This window comes from Marinobacter antarcticus (assembly GCF_900142385.1).
Taxonomy (GTDB): domain Bacteria; phylum Pseudomonadota; class Gammaproteobacteria; order Pseudomonadales; family Oleiphilaceae; genus Marinobacter; species Marinobacter antarcticus.
The window spans coordinates 155,134-179,755 of the sequence record NZ_FRAQ01000004.1 but is presented as its reverse complement, the minus strand read 5'-3'; the positions used below and the strand labels follow the sequence as shown (position 1 = coordinate 179,755).

At 54.7% G+C, this 24,622-nt stretch carries 22 protein-coding genes; 7 read left to right on the top strand and 15 right to left on the bottom strand.

The genetic code is table 11. The features are described from left to right. Position 1: 1 nt before the first annotated feature. From BUA49_RS16140 to dapE, 3 genes are read left to right on the top strand one after another with little or no spacing between them, the layout of a single operon-like run. Complete coding sequence (locus BUA49_RS16140; protein ID WP_072799444.1) at positions 2-343, top strand: ArsC family reductase; 342 nt, start codon at positions 2-4, stop codon at positions 341-343. A 17-nt stretch (positions 344-360) separates the two neighbouring features. Further along, a complete protein-coding gene (gene dapD, locus BUA49_RS16135; protein ID WP_072799443.1) occupies positions 361-1,389 on the top strand; it encodes a 2,3,4,5-tetrahydropyridine-2,6-dicarboxylate N-succinyltransferase in 1,029 nt (342 codons plus the stop codon). Beyond that, a complete protein-coding gene (gene dapE / locus BUA49_RS16130) occupies positions 1,376-2,512 on the top strand; it encodes a succinyl-diaminopimelate desuccinylase (RefSeq protein ID WP_072799441.1) in 1,137 nt (378 codons plus the stop codon). Before dapD ends, dapE begins: the two co-directional genes overlap by 14 nt. 72 nt (positions 2,513-2,584) lie before the next feature. Here dapE and BUA49_RS16125 read toward each other — a convergent pair whose 3' ends face one another. Continuing rightward, complete coding sequence (locus BUA49_RS16125; protein ID WP_072799440.1) at positions 2,585-2,803, bottom strand: SlyX family protein; 219 nt, start codon at positions 2,801-2,803, stop codon at positions 2,585-2,587. 209 nt (positions 2,804-3,012) lie between these two features. Between BUA49_RS16125 and BUA49_RS18195 the strand changes: the two genes are divergently transcribed. Then, complete coding sequence (locus tag BUA49_RS18195; protein ID WP_072799438.1) at positions 3,013-3,579, top strand: cold-shock protein; 567 nt, start codon at positions 3,013-3,015, stop codon at positions 3,577-3,579. 71 nt (positions 3,580-3,650) lie between these two features. On the opposite strand, the gene BUA49_RS16115 is transcribed toward BUA49_RS18195, so the two are convergent. The 3 genes from BUA49_RS16115 to BUA49_RS16105 all read right to left on the bottom strand — a co-directional run bounded on the left by BUA49_RS16115 (position 3,651) and on the right by BUA49_RS16105 (position 5,990). Beyond that, complete coding sequence (locus BUA49_RS16115; protein ID WP_072799436.1) at positions 3,651-4,025, bottom strand: hypothetical protein; 375 nt, start codon at positions 4,023-4,025, stop codon at positions 3,651-3,653. Beyond that, entirely contained in the window at positions 3,997-5,418 is a 1,422-nt protein-coding gene (locus BUA49_RS16110; protein WP_072799435.1) for a hypothetical protein, read from the bottom strand. The genes BUA49_RS16115 and BUA49_RS16110 overlap by 29 nt, the downstream gene beginning before the upstream one ends. 131 nt (positions 5,419-5,549) lie before the next feature. Then, positions 5,550-5,990, bottom strand: a complete 441-nt coding sequence (locus BUA49_RS16105) for a VOC family protein (RefSeq protein WP_072799433.1) — start codon at positions 5,988-5,990, stop codon at positions 5,550-5,552. A 112-nt stretch (positions 5,991-6,102) separates the two neighbouring features. On the opposite strand from BUA49_RS16105, the gene BUA49_RS16100 reads away from it, so the two are divergent. Next, entirely contained in the window at positions 6,103-6,999 is an 897-nt protein-coding gene (locus tag BUA49_RS16100; RefSeq protein WP_072799432.1) for a DUF1853 family protein, read from the top strand. 30 nt (positions 7,000-7,029) lie between these two features. Here BUA49_RS16100 and BUA49_RS16095 read toward each other — a convergent pair whose 3' ends face one another. From BUA49_RS16095 to BUA49_RS16075, 5 genes are all read right to left on the bottom strand, one after another. Then, complete coding sequence (locus BUA49_RS16095) at positions 7,030-7,608, bottom strand: AAA family ATPase (RefSeq protein WP_072799430.1); 579 nt, start codon at positions 7,606-7,608, stop codon at positions 7,030-7,032. After that, entirely contained in the window at positions 7,592-8,005 is a 414-nt protein-coding gene (locus tag BUA49_RS16090; RefSeq protein ID WP_072799428.1) for a TA system antitoxin ParD family protein, read from the bottom strand. Before BUA49_RS16090 ends, BUA49_RS16095 begins: the two co-directional genes overlap by 17 nt. A 160-nt stretch (positions 8,006-8,165) precedes the next feature. Next, positions 8,166-9,242: a hypothetical protein gene (locus tag BUA49_RS16085; RefSeq protein WP_072799427.1), complete on the bottom strand. Its 1,077-nt coding sequence runs from the start codon at positions 9,240-9,242 to the stop codon at positions 8,166-8,168. Next, positions 9,239-12,610: a toxin VasX gene (locus BUA49_RS16080; protein WP_072799425.1), complete on the bottom strand. Its 3,372-nt coding sequence runs from the start codon at positions 12,608-12,610 to the stop codon at positions 9,239-9,241. Before BUA49_RS16080 ends, BUA49_RS16085 begins: the two co-directional genes overlap by 4 nt. Next, positions 12,607-14,751: a type VI secretion system Vgr family protein gene (locus tag BUA49_RS16075; RefSeq protein WP_084063610.1), complete on the bottom strand. Its 2,145-nt coding sequence runs from the start codon at positions 14,749-14,751 to the stop codon at positions 12,607-12,609. Before BUA49_RS16075 ends, BUA49_RS16080 begins: the two co-directional genes overlap by 4 nt. Positions 14,752-14,971: 220 nt before the next feature. On the opposite strand from BUA49_RS16075, the gene BUA49_RS16070 reads away from it, so the two are divergent. Then, complete coding sequence (locus BUA49_RS16070; RefSeq protein ID WP_072799423.1) at positions 14,972-15,997, top strand: NADP-dependent oxidoreductase; 1,026 nt, start codon at positions 14,972-14,974, stop codon at positions 15,995-15,997. Positions 15,998-16,025: 28 nt separating this feature from the next. Here BUA49_RS16070 and BUA49_RS16065 read toward each other — a convergent pair whose 3' ends face one another. The 6 genes from BUA49_RS16065 to BUA49_RS16040 form a co-directional block, all read right to left on the bottom strand. After that, on the bottom strand, positions 16,026-16,991 hold the full coding sequence (locus BUA49_RS16065) for an NAD(P)H-quinone oxidoreductase (protein WP_072799539.1): 966 nt from the start codon (positions 16,989-16,991) through the stop codon (positions 16,026-16,028). 153 nt (positions 16,992-17,144) lie between these two features. Further along, entirely contained in the window at positions 17,145-18,323 is a 1,179-nt protein-coding gene (locus BUA49_RS16060) for a tRNA-queuosine alpha-mannosyltransferase domain-containing protein (RefSeq protein WP_072799422.1), read from the bottom strand. Between the two features lie 14 nt (positions 18,324-18,337). After that, complete coding sequence (locus BUA49_RS16055) at positions 18,338-20,068, bottom strand: sugar phosphorylase (protein ID WP_072799420.1); 1,731 nt, start codon at positions 20,066-20,068, stop codon at positions 18,338-18,340. Beyond that, positions 20,065-21,288: a glycosyltransferase family protein gene (locus tag BUA49_RS16050; RefSeq protein ID WP_072799418.1), complete on the bottom strand. Its 1,224-nt coding sequence runs from the start codon at positions 21,286-21,288 to the stop codon at positions 20,065-20,067. The genes BUA49_RS16055 and BUA49_RS16050 overlap by 4 nt, the downstream gene beginning before the upstream one ends. Positions 21,289-21,308: 20 nt before the next feature. Continuing rightward, complete coding sequence (locus BUA49_RS16045) at positions 21,309-22,124, bottom strand: HAD-IIB family hydrolase (RefSeq protein ID WP_072799416.1); 816 nt, start codon at positions 22,122-22,124, stop codon at positions 21,309-21,311. Between the two features lie 11 nt (positions 22,125-22,135). Then, on the bottom strand, positions 22,136-23,077 hold the full coding sequence (locus BUA49_RS16040; protein ID WP_072799414.1) for a hypothetical protein: 942 nt from the start codon (positions 23,075-23,077) through the stop codon (positions 22,136-22,138). A gap of 77 nt (positions 23,078-23,154) precedes the next feature. On the opposite strand from BUA49_RS16040, the gene BUA49_RS16035 reads away from it, so the two are divergent. Next, positions 23,155-24,609, top strand: coding sequence for a protein adenylyltransferase SelO (locus BUA49_RS16035; protein ID WP_072799412.1), 1,455 nt, complete (start codon positions 23,155-23,157; stop codon positions 24,607-24,609). Positions 24,610-24,622: the final 13 nt, after the last annotated feature.

The window sequence follows — 24,622 nt, the reverse complement described above, 5'->3', positions numbered from 1 at the left end:
TATGAAGCTATATGGAATCCGGAACTGCGACACCGTCAAAAAGGCCCGAAAATGGCTTGATGAACAGGGCATTTCCTATGAGTTCCACGATTTTAAAAAGGACGGACTCGACGGGGCTCGCCTGAGCCAATGGGAAAAGGCGGTTGGCTGGGAACTCCTGCTGAACCGTCGAGGCACTACCTGGCGCAAACTCAGCGACGAGGTTCGTGATACCATTAGCGCCCAATCTGCCCATGACATCATGCTGGAAAATACATCCATCATAAAACGACCCGTGGTCGAGCATGAAGGCTCTGTGCATGTCGGCTTTAATGCCAACGACTGGGCAACAATGATCAACTAAACAGGAGCAATCACCACATGAGCTTTGCATTCGGTATCGGTATCGGCACCCAAAACAATCAGGGCGAATGGCTGGAGGTCTTTTATCAGCAGCCGATCATGACACCCGGAAGAGAGCTGATTGATGTGGTAAAAACTGCCCTCGACTATAAAGGCGGCAATCAGGCTATCCATGCAACCGCTGAGCAACTGACACAGTTTGCCAATGCCTTGCGCCAAACCGACGCGACTGATCAAGCATCTCTCGCGGAAAAAGCAGCCCGCAGCAAGCGTCCAGTTGTGGTGACCGTTCTGGAAACAGACGACACCGCCTCCAGCACTCCGGAGGTTTACCTCAAACTGCATCTGATCTCCCATCGCCAGGCCAAACCTCACGGCCTCAAACTTGACGGCATCTTCGGCCTGCTGCCGAATCTGGCCTGGACCAACGAGGGCGCTATTGATCTGAACGAACTGTCGGAGCGCCAGCTCAAGGCGCGCCTGGACGGCCGCTCTCTGGAGGTCAAATCCGTAGACAAGTTTCCACAGATGACAGATTACGTGGTTCCCAAAGGTGTTCGCATTGCCGACACAGCCCGCGTGCGTCTCGGTGCCTATGTAGGTGAAGGCACAACCGTAATGCACGAGGGCTTTATCAACTTCAATGCCGGCACCGAAGGCACCAGCATGATTGAGGGCCGTATCTCTGCGGGCGTTATGGTAGGCAAAGGGTCTGACCTTGGCGGCGGCTGCTCCACCATGGGCACCCTGTCTGGTGGTGGCAACATGGTTATTGCCGTTGGCGAAAACTGCCTGATCGGGGCCAATGCAGGTATTGGCATTCCCCTGGGCGACCGCTGCAAGGTTGAAGCTGGCCTGTACATTACCGCAGGCACCAAGGTTGCCCTGCTGGATGACAACAATGAGCTGGTAGAAATCATCAAAGCCCGTGATCTGGCCAACAAGCCAGACCTGCTGTTCCGTCGCAATAGTCAGACAGGCGCGGTTGAATGCAAAACCAACAAATCCGCCATCGAGCTGAACGAAGAACTGCATGCAAACAACTGATTCTCCAACACTCGAACTGGCCATCGACCTTATCAGCCGGCCATCGGTAACGCCGGATGACGCCGGCTGCCAGGAACTGATGCTGTCCCGGCTGGCGCCTCTGGGCTTTGTCGGCGAACACCTGCGCTTTGGCGATACTGATAACCTCTGGGCCCGCAAAGGTTCAGAGGGGCCAGTGCTGGCCTTTGCCGGTCATACCGATGTGGTTCCCACAGGGCCGGAGAAAAACTGGGCACACCCGCCATTTGATCCCATTATCAAAGACGGCTATCTGCATGGCCGCGGCGCTGCCGACATGAAAGGCAGCCTTGCGGCTTTCATCACTGCATGTGAGCGCTTTGTAAGCGCCCACCCCAATCATCACGGCTCCATTGCCCTGCTGATCACAAGCGATGAAGAAGGCCCAGCCCAGAACGGCACCGTTAAAGTGGTTGAGGCCCTGGAAGCCCGCTCGGAAAAAATTGACTGGTGTTTGATAGGCGAGCCCTCCAGCACCCGGGAAGTCGGGGATGTGATCAAGAACGGTCGTCGTGGATCATTGCACGGCTACCTGACTGTGCAAGGGGTTCAGGGCCACGTGGCCTACCCGCATCTTGCGGAGAATGCCGTTCATACCGTTGCGCCTGCGCTGCACACGCTGGCTAACGAGTTCTGGGATAACGGCAACGATTATTTCCCTCCCACAACCTTTCAGATCACGAAAGTGGAAGCCGGGACCGGCAGTAATATCATTCCCGGTGAATGTCTGGTGCACTTCAACTTCCGTTACTGCACTGAAAATACAGCGGAGAGCCTTGAGGAACGGGTTGTGGCTATCCTTGACCGGCACAACCTTAAATATGACCTGCAGTGGCACCTCAGTGGCCGCCCTTTCCTTACCGACAAGGGTGCTTTGGTCGCTGCCAGCCAGAATGCTATCCGCAATGTGACAGGCCGTGAAACGGAGCTTTCCACCTCAGGCGGCACGTCTGATGGGCGCTTTATCGCACCCACCGGAGCGCAAGTTGTGGAGCTTGGCCCGATCAATGCCACTATTCACAAGGTAAACGAGTGCGTGAAAGCCGATGATCTGGATACGCTATCGCTGATCTACGAGCAGATACTTGCAGAACTGCTGGCCTGACCAGCCTTTTTACAGGCTGACTGACACAACGAAAATGCCGGAGCAACTACTTCGGCATTTTCGTTTTCAGGCTCAGTAGTGTGGCGGAGGGGCTTCTTCCTCTTCACGCTTCAGGTGGGAAGAGGAGACATCTTTCAGTTGGTTATGCAATAACCGCTTTGCGTCCCAGAGCTCACGGATATCCATTTCCTGTTTTGCCACCTGTTCGCTCAGGGTATTGATAATGTCGTCCTGGAACGCCAGCCGTGTTTCAAGCTCGTCCAGTCTGGCTTGCAGATCGTTATGGCTCATCGGGTATCGGAACTCCCTCGCATGAATCGTTCGCGTGGATAAGTGAAGCTTGGTCAGCCGTCGGGATAATCTGTTATCATGCCGTTTTTGCCCGCCCCTGTTTCTGTTTTCCCGGAAACTAGGCGGTATTCACTGGCCGGATAAGCGATTTTACCCGATATCCGGTTTTTTATCGTCAGCGTTAATAAATAACGGAGAATTCCCAATCAATGCGTAATCCAGCCAAAGCGATCCTTGTTGCTATCCTGATCGCTATTCCAGCACCGTTGGTACTTGCCCTGCTGCTCTCGTTTACCCCTGAACCACTTCGCCTGCTTGCGGTGGGAGAATTTGTAGAGGCTCTGGGCAGCACTCGCGGCATCACCGCATATATCATCACTTTCATTGTTTTCGGTATTGCCGGTTTTCTGGCCGTCGCAATTTCAGCCAAACAGCAGCCTGCCCGCAGCACTTCTCAGCGTGGGAGCTCACCGTCACGGAGCCAGAGTTCTGATCGGAGCTCCAATAAGAGTTCTAACCAGAACTATTCCGATGACGATGAAGGCTACGATGACAACAGCCCGGAAGGTGACGAAGAAGGCACTGTAAAGTGGTTTAACGTTAAAAAAGGATTTGGCTTTATCGTTCGTGAAAGCGGAGATGAAATCTTTGTTCACTTTCGTGCTATTCGCGGAAGTGGCCGCCGGGTTCTTCGCCAGGGCCAACTGGTTCGCTTCAGCGTGGTTGATGCGGATAAAGGCCTACAGGCAGATAACGTTTCTATTCTGAGCGAATGAAACATCTGCTGATATAAAACAAAAGGCAGCCCTTTACTCATAAGGGGCTGCTTTTTTTAGTTACAGACTATTCAGTTCCAGACTACGAGCTGCTCACCCCGGTTATCCAACCGCCACCACTTCTCATCTTCTGCCGACTCACCCTCTTTCCACTCTCCCGGGCTGCATCGGATTTCTGTATCCAAAGCTCGCCATGCGCTGCGCGCACAATCCAGATCAGCGCTCCAAGGAAGCCGTTCGCCTTCGATAATCAGTGACGTATACCGCTTACCAAAAGCTTGCGGATAAAGCGTTATTTTTAAGCGGTCTTCACCGAAGCGGGCAGAGCCTTTGATAACGGATGAAACATCACCGTCATCAAGCACCAACTGCTCCACATGGCTTTCCAGCCAACGGCAAACCGCGCCTGATTCCAGGTCACGAATGTAGATTTCCAGATCCTTCACCCGCAGATTCTCCATGCTGATGGTCACAATGGAGCACATAGTGAACCGGCCCGCGCCGCGCTGCAACCCAGCGTTCCAGTTCCTGGCGCAGATCTTCCACCGTAAGCTGGCGCAGTGTGCCCGCAGCTTTTCGTTCATGCCATGCCACTTCCGTGGCGGCGCGCAAGAGATTTACCTCTTCAAGTGACTGTTCAATCTCATGCAGCGGCTCCTGCCGTGCTATTGCAACCAAGCTCTGGCGCCGGAGCGTCTCCGCCTGCCCGGAAAGCGCCACCGAACTTGCCGGGCCGCGCCGGGCAAACAGGTCGAGTCGCGCCGCTGCACGCTCTACCCACTGCAGCATCCCACCCGGCGTACTGACGCACTGGCTGCGCCGGGAGGCCGCAAACTGGGCGGCTGAGTGCGATAGCTGAATGTTCCAGCGACGCTCAATAGCCGCCTGATGAGCGACCAGAATAGCCTTACGCTGTGTTGCACTCGAAAGGCGCATATTGAACGTCTCCAGAGCCCGACCCAGGCGCTGTTCCAGCAAGTTGCAGCTGGCATCGCTGCCTGACGTATCAGGCCCCAGAAGCATGACAGGGCCCTGCCAGCGAAGAACCAGCTCCGACGCAAGGCCGAACGGAAACTCCATCAGGGCCAGCAGGTCGGCCGGTGCTACATTATCAAGCACTAGGACAGGCCAGGGTTTTCTGGCCGCCACAGGAATCACGGCAAGATCACTGGCCAGCAGCTCAGCTTCACGGCGCAGATCCATTTCAACGAAGGGTTGCGCTATCGATGACAGCATCGAGCTCAGCCAGGAGGACTTCCCTCCCCCGCGCGCTCCCTTGACCCACACCAAAGCATCAGGCGCTGCGCCAAGTGTGATGGCGACGTCTTCCGCCAGCTCGATCCACTCCGGATCGGTAATCACAATCGGCGCTGCTTCATGCTCTTCAATGCCAGACTGCTCCAGGTCCACTCCGGTATTAACCGGATCACCCGATTCTGGCCAACGTGAAACCATCTCAAGAACCGCAACATAGGCCTTGCCCTGCAAGCGCTCTGCATGCCGTGCAAGCACTTCGAGAAGCTGGGGCCAATCCAGCCAGGCGGGCGTTCCAAAGGATTCACGTGCTGTCGCCAACCAGTATATTAACTGGGAGGAAAGCAGCCCTTCACCGCCTACCTCAGTCACAATGGGCTGCTCGCACTGGATGGTTCGGGTCAGCTCATCCATATCCACACCACAGCTGCGCAGAAAACTGCTTGCACAGGGGCTGGAATCCAGCAGCGCCAGCAGGAAGTCTTCAACCGTGATGACGGAACCGCCACGGCGATCAACATGATCACGGGCACTCAGTAACGCAGTCTGACATTGAGGGGTAAGGCATCCTTGCCAATCTTCCATGAAACATCTCCCTGTTTTATCGCATCATCCTGATGCCGTAGAAGTTATACCGATAACGTTTACTTTAAAGTTTTGATGATTTTATGGGCGTTTCCCTGCATCTTCAATTCTTTCGAACCGAATGACTCTCCTTACCATGTCCCCGTGTTTTCCATGCTCAGCCATGGCTCTTTAGGCGCCAGCGCGTCACCCTTCTGCAATAACTCGATAGATACGTTGTCTGGAGTGCGGATAAACGCCATGTAACCATCCCGGGGCGGGCGATTAATGGTTACGCCGTTTGCCTGCAGCGTCTCGCACAGGCTATAAATATCATCCACTCTGAAAGCCAGATGGCCAAAGTTGCGACCACCGGAATACTCTTCCGGGTCCCAGTTATAGGTCAACTCAAGCATCGGAGCCTTGTCTTCACGTGCTCGCGCCTCATCTTCCGGCGCTGCCAGAAATACCAGGGTAAATCGGCCTTTCTCACTGCTTTTACGATCAATTTCGATCATACCGAGCAGGTCGCAGAAAAAATGCAGGGTTTGCTCAAGATTGCTTACGCGGATCATCGTATGTAGGTATTGCATACTGTCTCCTGTTATTTCCGGTTGCTTGGTGCGGCGAGCCTTCATGATTCGGCGACCGTCTCGTAGAACACTCGCACCTTTATTAACTGACAGTTTACGGTATTCTTGGCGAATGGATGCAAACCTCGCCTCTCATCTGATCAACTCGTATCAAACGCCAGCAATCAGGCATCTCGCATGGCTGTGCCAGGCACCTCAACTGATGCGCTCGCCGATCACTTTTGAACCTTTAAAGTACCTGCCTTCAAATTATCCCGATATTCTTAAAACCTGGGATCAGGAAACAGCGGCTGCACCACCGCTACTGCATGAACCACCGCAGCGCAGGCTGGGCTTCTATTTCGAGCGACTCTATCAGGTTTTGATGGAGGACTTGCTCGGCTGGCCCATTCTGCTGAAAAACCAGCAGATCCAGTCAAGCGGGCGCACCATCGGCGAATTGGATTTCGTGGTGCACAACAAGAAAAATGATCGCATCGAGCACCACGAGATCGCTATCAAGTTCTATCTCGGCGTTTCAGAACTCGCCGGCTCAACCCTCTGGTACGGCCCCAATGCCCGTGACCGGCTGGATATGAAAACAACCAGCCTGCTAGAACAACAGAGCCGCCGCACACAGCTCCCGGAAACCCTCGTACTGCTCTCGGAATTTCATATAACCGGCCCGCTGACTCCGCGAATTTTTATGCCTGGGTATCTTTTCTATCCCGATGACCAGAAGGTTGTAACGCCGAATTATGTTCCGGCGAACCATCTGCGCGGGCGCTGGATGTACGCCCATGACGCGAGAGTCCTGGACACGTCACATTGGGTTGTACTTAACAAACCACACTGGATTGGCAACTGGTTTCAGAGCGAGCAGCCGGATACAGAACATGTTCTGGAAGCACTGGAACGTGTGGAACGCAAAGTCGTTCCGCAGCTATTCGCAATGATGCGGCCAGATCGCCAAACGGGAAACTGGCTTGAGATTGACCGGGTTTTTGTGGTGCCTGAAACCTGGCCCTGAAACTCCTACCAAGACTCTTGCGCAAAAACTTCATCCATCCAGCAAATCCCGCGCCCAACCAGGTAACGTCTCACAGCAGCGCCGCCACTCGCCATTTTCCCAGACGGCAACACGAACAAAGGGCCGATCCAGGCTGGAGTTGTCAACAAGATGTAGCTCATCCGCCAGCCCGATGCATTCACGCAAGTTGGCGTACGATCTCGGAACCCTGCTCTCTATTTTCTTCTCCGGCACATTGTGGCCACCGGACTGGACACGAGTGATTACGCGGGCCTTGTTCAGAGCCGCAGTTTCCAGATGAAAATAGAAAATACGGATACGGAAACCTGCAGCCTTAGCAGCTCCCACAAAGTCAATTTTTGAGGGGTGAGAAAAAACCGTTTCAAAACAGAAGCTCTGACGCTCCTTCAAAAGACGGAACCGCTCTTTCTCAGCAATCAGAGCCGCCTCATAACTATGTTTTTCGGGGGAATCAGGCCACAGGCTACGCGCAATGTTATCCGCGTTGACTAAAGGGATGCTGCGCCGGGCAAGAAAACGCTCATAAAACGTCGACTTGCCCGCACCATTGCCGCCGACGAGCAGCCAAAGCTCAGGCTGCGTCGTCACGGTCGCTCACGGCTTCAAACCGCCCATTACGGAACTGACCGATCGAGCGCGTACCACCAGGGTAAATCGCTTCCAGATAACCCGGTTTATCCGCAGCGGCCTGATACACCGTACGCCCCCGGGCAATCGAGCGGCTCAATTCGCCGCTGTCGCGGGCCTGATCCACTTCTGCCCACAAATCATCACTGGTGACCGTTTCCGGAACCACTGGCTCCACCTTAACGCGGCGAATACCCTGAAGGATCGCAATCAGATCCTCCGCACTCACCTCTCCCGCAACCGCACGACCTATCTCCGCCCAATACTCAATCTGCTTGGGCGTAGAGCGCCGGTGCACCTGTCCTTCGGCAGCCGCGTGACGAACCAGGTTGTCGTCCAAGCGAATAGCTGTGGTCATAGGGCCTCCAGTGATTTGACTTTTAATATGTACAGGTTACCACCAGTGTTGCGTTTTGCAATAACCGTTGCAACTTGCAAAATGAGATAGGCGAAACTGACTCACTTTGTTCTCATTAGTACTTTGCATGGCCAATTCAGTGCCAACTACCGAAATATTTTCAAATAGGCCACGCCCCCGCCGGTCGCTGCTGCCGGTATTCCTCCATCGAGATCTTGCCGAGCTGTGGGGTGAGTTTGCAGAGCCGGCTTCCCCATGGATATTCATTCTGATATCTGTGGACTTCCGTCCAACCCTCACCGTCCTTCCAGGCTTCCAGATCCAGGTCTCGCCAGTATCGCGGGTTGCGTCCTGTCTTCCGGTCATGTTCTGCCGTTACGGGGTCCAGGTGACGGAATGGTTCGAGGCGAGGGGTATCCGGTAGCGGCTGGCTCACATCCATGTAGCGCTGCAGCATATCCCAGGTCGCCAGCACTTCATTCTTGTTGGATTCAATGGAACTGAACGCCGTTTTGTTGAAGGTTTTCTGGGTATAGCGGTGCACCAGCATTAACCGGTAAAACACGCCGCTTTCCTGAATAACCCTATCCACATAGGCATCGAATTCTACAAAGGGAGCTTCAAGAAACCGTTTCCGTCCCAAAGCAATGCGAACCTGCCCGGTGACCCGGTTGAACTCACTGCATCCGTCTTCCAGCGTCTCGCCCAGCTTTTTGCTGAGGGTCTTTTCGAAAGGCTTGAGGAAAAAGCCGATACCGGTGCTCATGATCCAGTTGGTGGTGGCCGGGGTTATCCAAATAGCGAATATGTACCATGCGAGAGCTAGTACTATACCAACGCAGCCTACGAACAACCCTGGAAGAGCTCGAATTAACTCTATCTCGACGACCGCCCAAACCAACGCTGCAGGGCCGGCGAGCCATAAAATGAATATCCAAACAATGGGAATGATCATGATCAGAAACTTTAAGCCCAGCTTCCCATTCAAAAACCGTATACGCTGATGGTCCCACCACCACTCTTTATCCTGAAACTCTGGATCACTTTTGTCGCAGTCCTGAAGCGCCTCAATAGCCTCAATAGTACCAAGATAAGGAATGGCCCACGCGTAGCTACCAATGGGCTGAAGCTCTTCACCTATGCGGATGCGCTTGATCGGGGCTTCGGGCAAGGGGGCAATCGCCGATGCCCGGAAGGCGATTTCAGTGAACACAGATTGTTCGTGTTCGCTATTCATGTGCTGACCTCGGTGAAATACCAGTAAGGGGATTGAGGCTGGGTATAGGGGTTGAGGGCCAACCGGACTTTGGAAGGTGGCTCGCTATGCAGGGCCTCGTCGAACGGCTCATAGTGTTCTAACACCGGGGCTGGGAACACCAGCGGCCCCAGTTCGGTATCCAGGGTAGCCTGAAGCCCAACCCGGACCTGAGTCGTTACAGACTCCTCGTAAAACAGACTTTTATAACTGCTGTCCTGAATTTCACGCCGCACCAGAAATCGAACAGCTGACTGGTTCGGCAGGGACTGCCGGGCGGTGACCTTGGTCAGTGGTGTGACCTTAAGCAGCTGGGTGTCACTCACAGAACCTGTCGAGCCAAGAGCAACAGCAGCAGTTGTCGAGGACCGATAAGCCACCTCTTGGACCACCAAACGGAAGGGGTTATCAGGCAGGCCGTCACCATCCTTTTGGTATATCTTCAGGCGACTAACGAGCGGAAACTGGAGCGTAATCACGTAATCATCCGCTTTCGGCGGATAGTCTGAATGGAACAAAGCAGGATCTGGCTCCACGTTCTCGTAGCGCTGGGCTGTCACCTGTACGGGCGACAAAAGGGTTAGCAACTGGCTGTAGTAGGCTTGGTCATCCTGCCCCGGCAACGCTCCTTCAGAGTGAGTGCCCCAAGGGCCACGCTTGAGCAATTTTTCAAACGCATCATCGGTGGCCGAACCCGCATACAACCCACCGCCAACCGCCATCGCTAAACCGAAAATAGCCCAGCCCCAACCGGGCATTGCCAGCAATCCATTCATAAGAGGTGATGCCAATACAACCAGGCTGCCAGTCATGGCGATGGCATGGCCAGTGGCGGCATCAAAATCCTTGCTGGACATGCTAATACGCATATCCCAATAGCTAAGGCCAGCGCCTACACTTCCTGCAAAGAAGGTAGCCAAGCCAACGACCCGAACCAAGGTGGGTGCTCCCGCAGCTTTTAGCCCGTCACCAATGAAAATCCAATTTTTCATATCAAATAGGGGGCGGGTGGCTATTCGGTTCATCCGGGTGGTAGCGCTTAACGCAGATCTGCCCATGACTTCGCTAAGCTTAAACGATGCCGCAACCAGGTCAGACACAGCACCAGCAAAAAGCTTCACCCCGGCCAACGCTCCGTTTTCATTATTTGAATTCAGTGCCTTGCCAAAGTTATGTAACTCAAGAAACACATTAAACGCCGCCAACACCGCCAGCCCACGAGACACCACCGGACCATCCACGACTTTTCCGAGCTGCTTGGCATAATCCACCTTAAGCAAACTCAGCTTCTGGACTTCCGGGTGCCCCGCCGGAGCAGAAAACACAAAGGTCGAGCCAGCAACCTTTTTAATGGCTTCACCCAGTGTCTCCGCAACACGAGAAGGACTGGTTGAAGCCACCCTTTTACCTGCCTCATCCAAAAGATCCGCATATAGATAATCGTTACGCCTTGTGAGCGGGCCATGAGTTAGATCGAAATCCGTAAGCCCCCGCCGGAGTCCATCACCATAAACTCCCACAATAACTCTTCGCTCCATTGCCCCGGCTCTGCTCTTCACATCAATGCCCGTGAGCCACGGGTCAGCCAGCACAAGGTTCGAGCTGACTCTCTGCATGATCCGCTGCATTTCGATGGACTGAATCACGTCGGCTTCGATAAGACGCTTGCACACGGCCAATATCGAAGCACTCCACTCATTAAGGGCGCCGGAAATCATACCGCCTACCTTGCCTGCGTTAGCAACACCCTTGATACCACTGCTATTGCTTTCATCGTTTTCTCTGACTTGCTTTTCAAGGTGAATCAAGGACATTACATTCAGCCGATTCAACAAGGCTTCATCAATCTCGGTTTGCTGCTGAGCAAGCTTTTGCAAACGCTCAAAGGCGGACGGCGTTCGCCCATCAACCTCGTACTCCTCCGTGGATTCACTTGATGCTGGAGCCCAGTCTTCCAGGAAATCGCCATTCAGCATCCAATCTCGTAAACCCGGCAACACGTTATTCTGGCTATCGACACCTTGCGCTTTGAGCACACCCGGGATCTGCTGGAGCAGGTCTAGCTTGTTTGCAATCAACAGGTAGGCCTCACAGACCGCGATGTCTCTACACTCCCGATAATCTTCCAGAACGGGGTCGAGCTTTCTTGCACCCATCAACCTCAGAAACTCGCCAACGTGTTGCTCAATTACGCGAATGGCATGATTTTTTTCTTCCGTGCCCAGCACCTCATCCAGCTTTGATCTGTCGATAGCCTGGGAGTAATTGGCCAGAGCGCTGGGACTTCCGCTTGGCGAAGGATCAAACACCGCTTGCCGGATCAGCATTGCAGAATGAACCATCGGGTCTTTCTGAATAGAAGCATCAACTGCATCCAGATAATGCAAAGCCAACTGTAACTGAGCTAGAGAATGGCGCAGTTTGAATAGCGGATCCGGCAAAGCAACACAGGCCAACCCTTTCTGCCCTCTCAGCCCAGCCAACCGGTCTTCATCGGCATCACAATGGATGTCGAGCTCAATAGGTTTCTCACCCTCTCCTTGCGCTTCGCGCAGGCGCGCAGATAGTTTTACGCAGAGTTCAGAGTCAGATGGTTTTTCGAATTCGGGTATAAAATTTCTGGGGTTCTCCAGCATCAGCTCAACACCCAGATCCCTTGCACGGAGCTCTGGCAAATCCTCAACTCGTGATGCCGGAAAACCGGTCTGGAAGCTAAGACCTTCCACCGTGGTCACTGCCCAGGCATGCCCAACACCTGTCGTTCGGGCATTTCTGGCCTTTTCGTCTGTCTCCAGCTTCTGGATATATTTCCAATCCCACTGCACTTCACTGTAAGCCATGCGGATATCGTGCATGACTCCCTGTCCCTGCAGAAATACAGGTACAAGCACATCATCAAGCCATTCGCCTTCGGCGGGTCGCTCTATCCGTAAGTTGCTTTCCGGGCTCTCTATGGCTTTCCGAGCTGCAACCAGATCCACATCACTCACCCTCGAATCCGGCCCGATCTCCAGTTCACGCCACAGCCTGTCCCGACGATAGATATACAGATAACCCGGCCGGATCATCGCAACAGCCTTGCCCTGAAAAACCGGGGCTCCATAACCGGTGGAGACGGGCAGTGCGCTTTCAATTTCTGCCAAGGGTTTAATTCTTAACAGGGTATTCTCCTGATAGTCTTCCCGCTCAATATTCGAACGGGCATTTTTCAGGAGAGGGATGGTGATCTGCCCTCCTCCACGCTTGGCTATCGTGAGAACCAGATCGTGAGGATTGCTGTCATCGTATTCTGCTTTGCGACGAACTGAACGATCTTTGAGCTCGTCTGTAAAAGTCACGGGGCCTGTCATACCTCATCGCCTTCTGAAGAGCCCTTGATAACGTCAACGGAACCCCTGCCAGCATCCCCTCCAATCACATCAACAATGAGCTTTCGATCGGTACCTGGCAGGCCTTCTATCTGAAGGGGAGCTGCAGAAGCAGCTTTGCGCGTACTGACATTCGCAAAAGTTGCTGCAGGCGGAGAAACCGGCCTGTCGCCATCTAACATCTGTGGCATATCTGCACTTTGAACGCTCACACCGCTTCCACGCCCCGGACTCCCCCCAGAATTAATCTTGATCCCCGGCCCACTCAGCGTCACACCACCCGGATCAAGTTTGATAAAACTGCCGCCACCGGCAATGGTGAGTTCGACGCCGGCATCCAGCATGACTTTGGAGCCAGCCTTGTAGTGAACTTCACGACCGGCCTCACACAAGGTTGCGCCGCCAGATTTCTGATGCAGGGTGCCGCCAACGTTCTGGCTGCAATCGGCGCCCACGGTTTGGCGTTTTTCGCCATCAACGGTGATGTGATCATTGCTCTTTACGTGGCTGAAGCGGTCATTCTCAACGGTCAGGTGGCTGTCGTTGTTGATGACTTCGGTGCGGTTGTTTTCGGTGAGCAGATCCAGGTCTTTCTGAGCGTGGATGTAGATCTGCTCCTTGTCCGCCTCGTCCTCAAAGCGCAGTTCGTTACTGCCCTCACCCTTGTGGGTCCGGGTTTTCAGGGTAGTGCGGGTTTTATGTTCCGGCAGCGCGTAAGGCGGTGTATTGGTGGCGTGGAAAGTTCGGCCAGTAATGATGGGCTGATCCGGGTCGCCATCAAGAAAGGAGACGATGACTTCGTTGCCGATTCTCGGCAGGGCCATAAAACCGTATTGACCACCGGCCCAACCCTGGCTGACTCGGAGCCAGGCGCTGCTGTGTTCGTTGTTCTCGGTGCTCTCTACCTTGCTTTGCTGATGGCGCCGATCCCAGGGAAACCGTACTTTTACCCGGCCAAATTCGTCACAGTGGATTTCTTCACCTTCCGGGCCGGTGACGATGGCTATCTGGGGGCCGTCCATCATCGGGCGATGGTCGCAAAGGGGGCGCCAGGTTTTGTCGGCAGGAACGGCGCTGAACGTATTGTGATAGATGGTCGGTTCAGAACCGCCCTCCTCTTCCATGGCCTGGGGCTGCTTACCGGTGTGAGTGACGGCGGTGAGTAGCCAGTCCCGGTTCAGTTTTTCGTTGTCGTGCTCAGTCAGTTCGGCTTTGGCACCGCAGGTAAAGTCTGCGCGATTGCTTTCGCCGTGGGCGGTGCTGGCGTCGTTTCTGAGAGCATCCAATCGCGCTTCGGTAAACGGCTGGCCGCTGGCATCGGCCTTGAAGCGGCCCGGGTAGTCGAAGTGCTGATAGTCTTGGCGCTGGCTGGGAGTGGCGGCGCTCTGTTCGTGCATCAGGGCGTAGGCAGGGTTCTTGAAGGTGTAGTCCTTCGTGGCTACGGCGGCGACGCGAACCCGTTCTTCGTAGCAGAAGCGGAACACCGAAGGCTGCCTGGTACTTCCGCCTGCTTTGCCGTTATATTCAGCAGTTCCCAGCCGGGGCGCATCGCCGTGATGGTCGGCCATGACCAGGCCAGGTTGCTGGCTTCCATCGACACTGCCGTGCTGGTAACGGTAATGCCAGCCTTCCTCTGCGGCCATTCGTTCAATGAACGCCAGATCGCTTTCCCGGTGCTGAACGCCGTATTCCCGTTCTTGGGGACCTCGTTTGAGATCAAACACCGAATTCACTATGCCCCGCTCTTCCAACAGCGAGCGCACGATGGTGTCTGTGGTCTGAGTCTGAAAGATGCGGCTGTTGTGCATCAGCCCTAAACGCCATAAAGGCGGCTGGATGACGAGTTCATAGCGGGTACGGCGGTGACCGCTGTCACCCCGGGCAAACTCGTTGACCACACCTGTAAAGCGTCGCAGGAGCGCACCATCCTGCCAGACCAGAAGATCCACCGGTTGTTCCAGAACCTCAGACGCATCAACGCCCGGATCGGTACTGGCCAGTTCAAGGCAGCCGTGGAACAGTTCGGAAAGCCGTTCTGTCAGCGTAAAGCCAACAACGGAAAATAGATCAGAGGGGAGTTCGCCAATACAGGCGGTAAACTGCAGTCCGTTTGCCTGGGGCATATCTTCGATCCCTGAAGATTGGTGTCTTTTCGTGCTCATCCTGAGCCGGTGCCCGATTATAACCTTCAGATTCCGGAATGTAACCCCGCCACACAGAACCGCGTAAAACATGAGAGGTTGACCACAACACCATTCTGCTGCACGCTAATCTGGTTTCGTTACGCAACTCAAGGAGCAAGACTGCTCCAAACTATCTCACTGAAGATTAGGGAGGAACATCATGAGCAATTATCACAATCGCGCCATCGTTCTGAAGCAACGCCCCAACGGAGAAATCCAGGAGGGTGACCTGGTTATGGAAGAGCGCCCGGTACGCGAGCCCGGAGAAGGCGAAGTGGTTGCACAGATACTATGGCTTTCGCTGGATCCGTACATGCGCCCGCGCATGAATGATGCCAAAGGGTATATGGATCCGATCGGCATTGATGAGCCCATCACCGGCGAGAGCGTCGCGCGGGTTGTGGAGTCCCGGTCGGACAAGCTGAAAGTCGGTGATCTGATCACCTGTTATTCAGGTTGGCAGGAATACGTAACCTTTCCCGCAGAAGCTCCGATGGTTTACAAAATCCATCAGAAAGACGGTGTTCCACTGCAAACCTACCTTGGTGTTGCAGGCATGCCAGGCCGCACCGGCTACTGCGGCTTAACCTATGTAGGCAAACCCAAAGCAGGTGAAACCGTGGTGGTCTCTGCCGCGTCCGGCCCCGTAGGCACGGTTGTTGGCCAAACCGCCAAAACAAATGGTTGCCGCGTAGTTGGCATTGCCGGTGGCCCGGAGAAATGCAGCTATGTGGTTGATGAACTAGGGTTTGATGCCTGCGTGGACTACAAGGCGGGCAACCTGGAGGCCGATCTGAAAGCCGCCTGCCCGGACGGCATCGACATCTACTACGAGAACGTGGGTGGAGACGTCACCAGAGCCGTTGCACCGCTTCTGAACCCTGGGGCACGGGTACCCATTTGCGGTTATGTCTCGGCTTACAATGCCAAGAGTACAGACAAAGTAGAGACGCCATTCGATATTCTCAAACGCCTCGACCCGGTTCCAGAGCACCGCTTTTTTCTGGTCACCGAGTGGCAGGATAAGCATCAGGAGATTACCGATATCCTTACTAGCCGCATTGCTTCAGGCCAGATCAAATACCGTGAGACGGTTGCTGAAGGCCTCGAAAACGCAGTTGAGGCCTTCAAGGGTATGCTGAAGGGCAAGAACTTCGGCAAGCAACTGGTGCATATCGCCGATTAAAGCAAAACGGAATTCACCACTGGGAAGGCTATTCCGCTATCTTGAGGAGAACCTTCCCGGTATTCCTGTTGGCCGCCACGTGAGCCATAGCATCCTCAACCTCCTCGATGGGCCAGGTGCTGTCGATCATAGGCTCAATCTGCCCCGCTACCAGCAACGGCCAGACGTGACGATACAATGCCTGCATTACACTCCCCTTGTCTTCTACTGACCGGGACCGCAATGTTGAGCCGATCAGCCTGTGACGCTTCATCAACATAAGGCCCAGATCGACTTCCGCAGATCGGCCACCCATAAGGCCTATCAGAATAATCCTGCCATCGGCGCTCAGAACTTCCTGGTCCTCTTTGATGTAGCTTCCACCGACCGGATCCAGCACCATATCCACACCGCCCCAGCTCTTTACAGCATCCACGAAAGAGCCGTCTTTTCGGTTCCAAGTGCCTGTCGCACCCAGCTTACGGCAAATCTCAAGCTTTTCTTCATCGCCGGCGGTTGCAAATACCGGGTTACCAAACGCTGTCGCAATCTGAATAACGGCAGTACCCAGGCCACTGGCGGCTGCGTGCAACAGCACCCTCTCGCCCGGCTGAAGGTCAGCCTCCTGATAAAGATTCAGCCAGGCTGTCGCAAACACCTCAGGAATAGCCGCGGCTTTTTTCAGCGAATACCCCTTGGGAACTGGCAACACCTGAACGGCAGGAACCATAACCTTGGTTGCATAGCCACCACCGGTCAGCAGGGCACACACTTCGTCGCCCGGTTCAAAGCCTGCCACGGCTTTGCCAACCGCCGCGATACGACCGCTGACTTCCAGCCCTAAAATGTCAGACGCACCCGGGGGTGGAGGATAAACTCCAGCACGTTGCGACAGGTCTGCACGGTTCACGGCACTCCAGACAACATCGATTTCTACGTGATCTGCCGGCAGTTCTTCAAAGCTCGCGCAGTCTTCCCATTTGAGGGAGTCACCGGTTATCTTGATTACTTTCATCATGTATTAAGTCTCGGCACTTTCGAGTGTCCCGTCATGAATCGAGTGTCCAGTCAGGAATATTCGGTCAGGATACCCCATGTGGCTGCGTGGGTGTAATGAGTATGTTTTCATAATCCGGTTATCGCCTGCGCCCCACAGCCGGGCCTTATATCATGCGTTACCTGCTATAGCTCCCGACAATAACGCCTTGTATATCGGCTTCAATGCGCGACGGCTGAAGCGCTTTACATCTGGCACCATTAATCGGTCACGATGGCTTTCCACAGCCTGGCTTTCAATCAACGCCGCTGCGTGGACCGCCTCATCCGGAATATCGTCGCCACAGTCCGGATACAAGTATTCCGGTGCAAACAACTCCGGATAGACCTCCCTTTCCGGCACAATGGGCACACAGCCAGCAGCCACAGCCTCAAGCACCGCCAGCCCCTGAAACTCATGTAACGCGGTTGAAAGAATCACATCTGCACTCTCCAGCCACTCGTAATACTCGGTGCGGCTTGAGGCATATCCAAACTGAACAAGTCGATGGGCAAACTGCTGCTGGATAGTCATCATGGCTTCGGGTACTTTTCGGAAACTCTCACCAAGGATACACACCTGAAAGTTCACCGCCCTGCGATCAAGTTCCTGCAAAATCGCGATCAGCCGGTCAGGGCCCTTGTCATATTCCCAGCGAGCCGCCCACACAATTCTTAGCGGCGATGAACAGGGCCAGGACTCAATTCCATTGCCCCATAACCGCTCACCCACCTCAGGATTTCGGCGCCCTGCTTCGTTGAGGAGCACATGATCATCGATGGGGACCGGCAGAACCCGGGATTTCGCGGCAATGCGTTCGAGCGTTCCCTCCGGGATACCATCGGGCAATCGCCGGAAGAGTTTTTCAATACCATCAAGAAAGCTCCGTCGATTCCAGTCGCTGTTGAACAGAACGGCCTCGGCGGCAATAGCGCTGTATAGATTCACCATTTGAGGATCAATGCTGTTGTGCTGCGCATCCGATGCCGGATAGGCAAACTGGTTTTCATGCATATAGAGAAGCGCCGGCGTAGCGGCCAGGTTCGGATGAAAACCCCGGATCGACGCCAGGTCGACCATGGAAGTCACAAGCAGCAGGTCCCAACTCTCCTTTAACAGCGGCTCGTTCAGCCAGGTAAGCGCGTTACCTCGAATCCGCCAGCGGAAGAATCTCGGAGACAGAGAAAGTACATGCCACTCAAATTCCGGCTGACTGAGCACCAACTGCTCTCTCCAGCGACGATGGCTGCCTGCGTCATAGGCGGAGAGCAGGAGTATTCTGGGTTTTCGAGGGGCAGAGGTTTTGGGCATGAAGGCATTCTGCCCTACTCCCGATTGGACAGCCAGACGCTCTGATAAGGCTTCAGGGTGATACAACCAGAGAGGTCGTCAATAGTCGTACCCGCGATAAGATCGAGCCAGTGGTCGGTACCGATCAGGTTGATATCACTCAACGCCACCTGCTGCACCTCGTCACTGATATTGTGAATGCAGAAAATGGACTGGTCACGCCGCGTGCTTTGGCGCCAGAAGCCGAACAGCTTTAGCCCCAGGTGCAAGGTGAACTGGGTCGCATTGGGATGAAACGCCGATTGCCTGCGGCGAATCGCAATCAGGCGCTTCAGTTCGCGGTAGGCCTTGCTGTGATGGCTCAAAGGGTTGTCCAGCTCCCGTTCCAGATCCGCAAGCTGCCACTGGCTGCGATTAATGGAGCGCAGGCGGCCGGTATGCTCCACCCGCTCGGTATCATTTTCCGTCGCCAGCAAGCTGTGTATGTAAAAAGCGGGTATTCCCTCCAGAGCGAGCATCACCGTGTGCGCACAAATGAACCTCTGCAACTGCCAATGGTCCGCGCCGTTCGCGGCGGTGCCCTTCAACGCATCATAGAGGGCGATGTTGATTTCATAGGGCTGGTCCCGGCCGTCTGGTGTGCGCCTGAAGGACACTTTACCGCCGAACGAATCCATGGTGTTGACCAGTCGCTGCTTTTCCTCTTCATCCAGCAACCCGTCCGTGGGTCGCATGCCAATGCCATCGTGGGACGCAATGAAGTTGAGGTAGGTGGTACCCATCTGTGCCGGTGGCATGCTCATCAGCCAGGTTTTCAGGTGTTTGCAGTCGCCTGTAACCAGTGTATTGATCAGTAGCGGCGGCAGAGAAAAATTGTAGATCACGTGGGCTTCGTTAGCGTTGCCGAAATAGGTCAGGTTCTCACGGTTGGGCACATTGGTTTCGGTGATCACCACGGCATCCGGGCTATGATGCTCTATCAGCAGACGCAAAATCTTGATCAGTTCGTGGGTCTGTTGCAGGTGGATGCAGGGCGTACCTGGCTCTTTCCACAGGAAAGCGACGGCGTCCAGCCGGAAAATAACAACGCCGCGCTCAAGGTAATAACGGATAATCGCTGCGAACTCGATCAAAACCCGGGGATTGGCAAAGTTAAGATCGACCTGATCCTCGCTGAAGGTACACCATACATAACGCTCGCCATCGTCCGTCTGAACCGGCGTGAGTAAAGGTGATGTGCGCGGCCTTACCACCGCGCTCAGATCGTCCCGGGGGTTTCCCTCGAAGAAATAGTCCTTGCCCGGATCAATCCGCTTCCGGAAATTCTCAAACCAACGGCTGCGGGCTGACATATGGTTGACCACCAGATCCGCCATGAGCTTGAAGTCCCGCGCGATGGCCTCAACGTCCTCCCACCTTCCATGGGATTCGTTGACGGCAAGGTAATCCATTACCGAGAAACCGTCATCGGAGCTGTAGGGGAAGAACGGCAGGATATGAACGGCGGAAATGCTGTCGGAAAAGCATCGATTCAGAAACTGATGCAGTGTCGCTAAAGGCTTTTCATCCGCTTGCTGAACGGTGTCCGCATAGGTGATCAGAACGACATCCGATTCACTCCAGCGGCTCTGATGCGCCGTCGGCGGAGGCTGATCCGGAAGCAGGCCCATCGTTGTTAGCAGCTGCTCAGCGAGGAAGTCACAATCCAGCGCTGGATAGACAACTTCAAGCATGCTAACCAGCTTGGCCTTCAGCACCTGGCTCATGGCCGATATTCCTCGTTGTCCAGATCCACGGCCTTGAGCAGTTGTTCCTTGATATCCGGAATCGCACTGGTGACCCGGTTCCAGCTTGGAATAAAGGGTGTGTCCATGGGATTCTCAAGAAAGTAAGCGCCCGCACGCATCACGTTCTGGGCGAACAACTCAACAGCCTTCTCTTCCTTGTGGCGATCAAACCCAAGACCGTTAATGATGGCGTCATTCTGGTAGGTCTCCACAAAATCCAGAGCGATACGGAAATAGCTGGCCTTGATGGTGCGAAACTTCTCGCTTGAGAAAATCTCTCCGTTTGTTGCCAGTTTCCTGAATAGCGCCTTGGCGATATCCACGCTCATTTTGGAAAGACCACGACTGGCATCCTCCGGCGAGAGTTCCTGATGCTTGTGATCATAGACATCGGCAATGTCCACCTGGCATAGCCGGTTGGTGGCATAGTTCCGCTTCATTTCCGAGAGTACGCCAATCTCCAGCCCCCAGTCGCTGGGAATACGAAGATCATCAATTACATCGGTACGGAAGGAGAATTCTCCGGCCAGGGGATAACGGTAACTGTCCAGATAATCCAGAAAATCGTTCGGGCCACACACTTTCTTCAGTGCACGAATCAGAGGGGTCACCAGCAGGCGGCTGACTCGCCCGTTCATCTTTCCATCCGCCACTCGCGCGTAATAGCCCTTGCAGAACATATAATTAAAACCGGGATTAGCCACCGGATAGATCAGACGCGCCACCAGATCCCGCGAATAGGTGAGAATGTCACAGTCGTGCAGCGCGACCGACTTGCTCACGCCGGAGGCCAACACATAGCCGAAGCAGTACCAGACATTGCGGCCCTTACCCATTTCCGTCGGCGCCAACCCCTGTTCGCGGAGCTTCAGATCAATAGCACGAAGGCGCGGGCCATCGTTCCAGAGCACTTTGAAGTTTTGTGGCAGCTCAGAGAAGTATTCAAGTGCATGGCGGTACTGCTCTTCATTGGCACGGTCCAGGCCGATAATGATCTGGTCCAGATAAGGCACTTTCGTGAGTTCATGCACAATGTTCTTTAACGCCGGCCCTTCCAGCTCGGAATAGAGCGACGGCAACACCAGCGACATAGGCCGGGACTTGCGAAAGGTCATCAGCTCGGCTTCCAGATCCTCCACCGGCCGGCGAACAAGGTTGTGCAGTGTGGTGACAATGCCATTCTGGTAAAAGTCGCCCATGGCGCTTCTCCTTTGCAGTACTAATATCCATACTCAAACAGGAGATTGAGTACACACTCATTCCAGCCCGCCGGGCCGGGTTTGAGAGAGCGCATGGCGTGTTTTTCTGAGGGCAACTGCACCTCGTTGCTGTTAACCCCACGGATGACGACCGGAATATCTGCTTCCTCCAGCATTCGCTGATCATTGGGGCTGTCCCCCAACGCAATCGCCGTCATTCGTTGGTTGCCATAGCGCTCCTGGTATTGCTCTCTGTATTTGTTTAGCAAGAAGCGGGCCCCATCGGCCTTATCAAAGGTGCCCATGGCGTGATAGAACCGGCCGCCTTTAACCAGTCGCAGGTTTTCAGCAGACAGGGCGGCTTCAAAACGTAGCCGTTCTTCGTCGCTCCCCTGCCAAATCAGTGGTTCGGTTCCCAGGCGCTCCCGGGCGCGTGCGGCCGAAGCAGAATCCAGCCCCGTGAGCTGCGCCAGTTCGTCATCGGTCATATCCGCAAAGCCCCGAAACCGTGCGCCGCTTGCCCTTTGCGCGGCCAGCGCCTTCAGCACCTCTGCCCGGGACGCCCCAAAATGCACAATTTGCTCACTATCATTCCCAAACGTTCCCGGCGGAATAACCACGGCTGCACTATTTTCCACTATGAAAGGGTCGGTGTTTCCAAGTTGCCGGCGCAACATCCGGATTTCCGCAGCGGTTTTGCTGGAGTTCAGGATCAGCGGGATGCCCGCCTCCGCAACCCGCTCCAGCGCCGGCATCGCCTGCTGCCAACGATAGTTTTCATGGTTGAGCAGGGTTCCATCCAGATCTGAAAATATGAGCAAACGCGGCTTGGGCATGGGAAGTTCCTTTATGGTTGAGCCCGAAAGTGGGGGCGGCTCAGGGAATGGTCTTCGGAGACCTCAATCAGCGCATCTGCCCGGCCTGGCAATTGCTTAAGGCAGGATCGGGTCACCCGCTCGTAGTGCATGATGAAGCGGGTTACCTCCTGGTCACTCATGATGCGCAAATCTTGCGCAGCACGCGCTGAAGCGCCCTCATTTAGTGCGCGATCGATTTTTTCTGCCAATTTATGTTCCTGAAGCGTGCGCCATTCCAGAACACTCGCCATCGACGGCGCCTTCAGCATAATCAGGCTGTCCAGTTTGCCGAAAAACTCTTGATACGCACCCTTGAGACACTGGTTTACGTATCCTCTCCAGATGCCCGAGGGATCTTCCTCGGCCTCCAGTGTGTTGAGGGGTGCGGCCAGAGCTTTATCGTCTTCAGGTCGAGCGCCAATACACCAACCTTCAACCAGAATAATCTCTGCCTTGCCGTTAAAAACGGGCCATTCGTTCAAGGGCACGCGGTCGTCATGAGACTTGTCAAACGCAGGAATACGGGTCTGATCGCCCGGGCCAGCCGTTCGAAGCTGATCAATAACCCGCTCGCCAAGCTCTACATCGTGTGTTCCAGGCACCCCTCGGGTCATAAACAGGGGGTGGACCTGCTCAGCGAGTGCCCGTCGCTCGGCTCTGGTAAGGTAGAGGTCGTCCAGCGAAAAGCTCGCTGTCGGGCAGTGCCAGTGATCGCAAAGCAGAGTGGTCAGGAACCGCGCCAAGGTGGATTTACCGGTGCCCTGGGCGCCATGAATGCCCACAACGACGGTTCTCTTTTTTGCGCTACTTAACGAGACAATATGTTCTATCAGGGGCAGGATGGTCAGTTCCACGGTAGCAGCGTAATTGTGAGGTAGCCCTTCCTGCTCAATCAGGGCGTCAATGGTTGGTTTAAGCTCACGGTCAGACACGTTAAGGTTCCCGTCTTTGATGGATCGGTTAATTAAGCATTCAGCAGAATTCGTACCATATGGGAGTATAGGTTTTTATGAGTAGCAACGGTTTTCGTGTAGAGCATCGCTACCTGGAACTCCCGGACAGCTTTTACACTCGCGTGCAGCCTTCCCCGCTTAAAGACGCAAAAATGGCGTGTTTCAACCACAAGCTGGCGCAGGAAATGGGGTTTCATGTCACCAACGAAGCCGACTGGGCCAAAATCGGTGGCGGCACAGAACTGCTTGAGGGCATGGACCCGGTGGCTATGAAATACACCGGCCATCAGTTTGGCATGTACAACCCGGAACTGGGTGATGGCCGTGGTCTGCTTTTATGGGAAACGGTAGGCCCCGATGGCCGCCGCTGGGACTGGCACCTCAAAGGCGCCGGCATGACACCCTATTCCCGCTTTGGGGATGGCCGGGCGGTTCTGCGCTCAACCATTCGCGAGTATCTGTGCAGCGAGGCCATGAGCGGGCTTGGCATTCCAACCACCCGCGCTCTGTTTATGGTCAGTGCCCGGAATCCGGTACGCAGAGAATCTATTGAAACCGCTGCGGCTCTGGTGCGCGTAGCTCAGAGCCATATCCGCTTTGGTCACTTTGAGTTTGCGGCTCACCATGAAGGGCCGGAAGCGGTAAAAACTCTGCTGGAACATGTTATCGCGCTGCACTTTCCACATCTGATAAAGCTGGCAGAGGAAGAGCGTTACGCCCGCTGGTTTGAAGAAGTGGTGGAGCGCACCGCCCGTCTTATTGCGGACTGGCAGGCGGTCGGTTTCTGCCATGGCGTTATGAACAGCGACAACATGTCGATCATCGGCGATACCTTCGATTACGGGCCTTTCGCGTTTCTGGACGACTTTGATGCCGGGTACATCTGCAACCACACCGATCAGGGTGGCCGCTACGCTTATAACCGCCAGCCTCAGGTAGGCTTTGCAAACTGTCAGTATCTTGCCAACGCTCTGCTGCCGGTCATGGACGAAGACACCATCCACAATGGCTTGCAGCGCTATGAAGCCGCCTACAACGGTCGCTTTTTACAGAATATGCGGGACAAGCTCGGCCTGGTGCAGGAAGACGAAGGGGATCTGAGTCTGATTATGGACACGTTCAGCATGCTCAACGAGCACCATACCGACTACACCGCCTTCTTCCGCGCGCTTTCCAACGTTTACGCCCATGGCCATGCACCCGTGCGGGATTTGTTTGTGGATCGTCAAGTGGCAGATGAATGGTTGGCGCGCTATGAGCAGCGGCTTGAGAAAGAAACCCGCGCCCACGACGAGCGTGAGTTCGAGATGCGCAGGGTGAACCCCAAATACATTCTGCGGAACTATCTGGCACAGCAAGTGATTCTGGAAGCACAGAATGGCGATTACGAGCCCATGAAGGAACTGATCAAGGTTCTGGAGCGGCCGTATGATGAGCAGCCCGAGCATGCAAGATACGCTGCGCTGCCGCCAGACTGGGGCAAACACATAAATATCAGCTGCTCGAGCTAACCATTCACTAAAC